Origin of the sequence: Streptomyces sp. SID3343, from assembly GCF_009865215.1 — a bacterium.
GTDB lineage: Bacteria > Actinomycetota > Actinomycetes > Streptomycetales > Streptomycetaceae > Embleya.
On sequence record NZ_WWJX01001264.1, the window covers coordinates 1 to 3,038 of the forward strand.

Sequence of the window (3,038 nt, forward strand, 5' to 3'; positions counted from 1 at the left end):
CGTAGTCGTCGGTCGCCGCCGCCGCGGAGACCTTGCCCCAGCGGACGTCACGCAGCACCGACGCGGTCAGGCGGTCCAGCGGGTCGCCCCAGCCGCCGCCGCCGGTGGTGCGGATGCGGATGACCTCGCCGGCCTTGACCGGTTCGTCGTCCACGAGGCCGTCCATCTCGCGTTCGTTGGGGCCGCCCGGGTCGATCACGACCTGGAACGAACGCCCCGCCTTGCCGCCCTTGACACCCCAGCACGCGAGGATCGAGCGGTCCGCGATGGACATGAAGGACGCGTCGAGCAGCATCCGGATGTGCTTCTCGTAGCCCAGGCCGCCGCGGAACTGCCCGGGGCCGCCGGAGTCGGCGGCCAGGCCCAGTCGCTCGACCAGGAACGGGAAGCGCGACTCGGTGAACTCGGTGGGCAGGTTGCGCGAGTCGGGCACCACGTGGATGGTGTCCTCGCCGTCCGCGTAGTAGCGCCCGCCCGAGCCGCCGCCCAGCACCTCGCGCATGAGGTAGGAGCGACCGTCGGCGTCGTGGCCGTACACGCCCGTGTAGCGGATCGTCTCCTGGTCGGCGGGCATCTTGCCGTCCACCGCCTTGGCGAGCACGCCCGAGAGCACGCCGAGCAGGCGCAGGATGACGAACGTACGGGCGTTCGTGGGCGCCGGGAAGATCGGCGTGAGCAGCGTGCCCTTCTCCGGGAACTTCATCTCGATGAGCGGCACCACGCCCTCGTTGACGTCGAGTTCGGCCATCCGCTCGGGGGTGTCCGCGAGGTTGCGCAGGATCGGCGCGAGCCACTTCTTGAGGAAGTTGCCGTCGGCGTAGTCGCCGCAGTGGTTGATCGGGCCCTTCGCCTGCTTCGACGTCCCGGTGAAGTCGATGACGATCTTCTCGGGCGTCTTGGTGAGGGTGATCCGCTGCGTGTGCAGCATGGGCTCGTCGACGCCGTCGTGTTCGGCGTAGTCCTCCCACACGTACTCGCCGTCGGGGATCTTGGAGAGGATCTCGCGGCGGTAGGTCTCGGTGGTCTTGTCCAGGATCGCGTCGAAGCACGCCTCGACCGTCTCGCGCCCGTAGCGCTCGAAGAGTTCGCCGAGTCGGCGCGAGCCCATCAGGCACGCCGAGCACTCGGCGTCGAGGTCGGCGGCGAGCGAGTCGGGCATCCGCGAGTTGCGGGTCATGATGCGCAGCGCGGCGACGTTGGGTACGCCCTGGTCCCACAGTTTGATCGGGGGGACCATCAGGCCCTCCTCGTACACGCTGGTCGCGCCCGAGGGCATCGACCCGGGGCAGCAGCCGCCGATGTCGTCGTGGTGCCCGAACGCCTGGACGAACGCCACGACTTCACCGTCCGCGAAGACCGGGACGGTGACGCACAGGTCGGGCAGGTGGCCGATGCCGCCCTCCGACTCGTAGACGTCGTTGTGGAAGAACACGTCGCCCGGACGCATCGTCGCCGGCGGGAAGTCCCGGGCGATGGGGTGCACGAGGGCCGAGTACGAACGGCCGGTGAGCTTACGGAGTTTGCGGTCGTGGATGCCCGCCCGGAAGTCGTGCGCGTCGCGGATCATCGGCGAGCGCGAGGTACGGCCGATCGCGGTCTCGACCTCCATCTCGACCGACGCGAGGGTGCCTTCGACGATCTCCAGGAGCACGGGGTCCACACCGTGCAACGCGCTCTGAGTGGTTGCCGTGGTCACGTCTCAGACCTCCTTCTTCTCGGCGGCGTCGCGGGTGACGACGACGTTGCCGTAGGCGTCGACGCGGGCGGCGAAGCCCGGGTGGATCGGGATGGTGGAACCGAATTCCTCGATGATCGCGGGGCCCGCGACCAGGTCGCCCGGGGCGAGTTCGGCGCGGGCGTACACGGCGGTGTCGACGTAGCCGTCACGGTCCGAGAAGCACACCTGCCTGGTGCCGGTGCGGGCGCGCTCGGTGTCGCCGTCGCGGGCGGGCAGTTCGCGCAGCTCGGGGCGGCGGATGGGGCCGACGCCGGTGACGCGCAGGTTCACCCACTCGACGGTCTGGCTCGCGTCGCCGCGGAAGTTGTAGCCGTACAGCTGCTCGTGCGCGGCGTGGAACGCCTCGGCGACGCCGTCCGCGAGGGCGGTGTCGAACGGGCCGTCGGGCACCGGCACCCGCACCTCGAACGCCTGGCCGAAGTAACGCAGGTCGGCGGTGCGGACGTAGCGGTGGTCGGCCGCGGCGAAGCCCTCCTTGTCGAGCGCCTCGCCCGCCTTGCCGGCCAACTCGGCGTAGATGCCCGCCACCTTGGCGTGGTCGAGATCGGGGTGACTGCCGACCGCGGTCTGTACGTAGTCGCAGCGCACGTCCACGGTGAGCAGGCCGAACGCCGAGACGTTGCCCGGGTCGCGCGGCACGATGACGCCGGCGAGGCCGAGGATGTCGATCAGCCGGCACAGCAGCAGCGAGCCCGAGCCGCCGAACGTGGCCATGGTGAAGTCACGGACGTCCAGACCGCGCTTGACGGTGATCTGGCGCAGCGCGTTGGCCTGGTTCCAGGCGGAGATCTCCAGGATGCCGGTCGCGCACGCCTCGACGCCGATACCCAGTTCGGCGGCGAACTTGGTCAGGCCCTCGCGGGCGGCGTCCACGTCGAGCGGGATCTCGCCGCCGAGCAGGTGCGGGGGGATGCGGCCGAGCAGCACGTGGGCGTCGGTGATGGTCGGCTCGGTGCCGCCCTTGCCGTAGCACAGCGGGCCCGGGTCGGCGCCGGCCGAGCGCGGCCCGACCTTGAGCGTGCCCTCGGGGGAGATCCACGCGATCGAGCCGCCGCCGGCGCCGACGGTGACCACGTCGATCATCGGGATCTTGGACGGGAAGCGCCCGATCGAGCCCTCGGTGGTGAGCGTGGGCTCACCGCCCAGGACCACCGAGACGTCGGTGGAGGTGCCGCCGCCGTCACACGTCAGCACCTTGTCGAAGCCGGCCTTCTGCGCGATCAGGGCGGCCCCGAGGGCGCCCGCGGCGGGCCCGGAGAGCACGGTGGTGATCGGCTGGTGCACGACCTCCTCGGCGGAC

The 3,038-nt window shown here is 70.9% G+C and carries 2 protein-coding genes; both read right to left on the minus strand.

Annotated features, from left to right (window positions below):
- Nucleotides 1-1,696 (minus strand): hydantoinase B/oxoprolinase family protein (locus GT354_RS39955; RefSeq protein ID WP_161361337.1); only part of this gene is annotated, 1,696 nt, incomplete at its 3' end.
- 3 nt (nt 1,697-1,699) lie between these two features.
- Nucleotides 1,700-3,038, minus strand: a 1,339-nt coding sequence (locus GT354_RS39960) for a hydantoinase/oxoprolinase family protein (RefSeq protein WP_161361340.1), incomplete at its 5' end; no start/stop codon positions are given.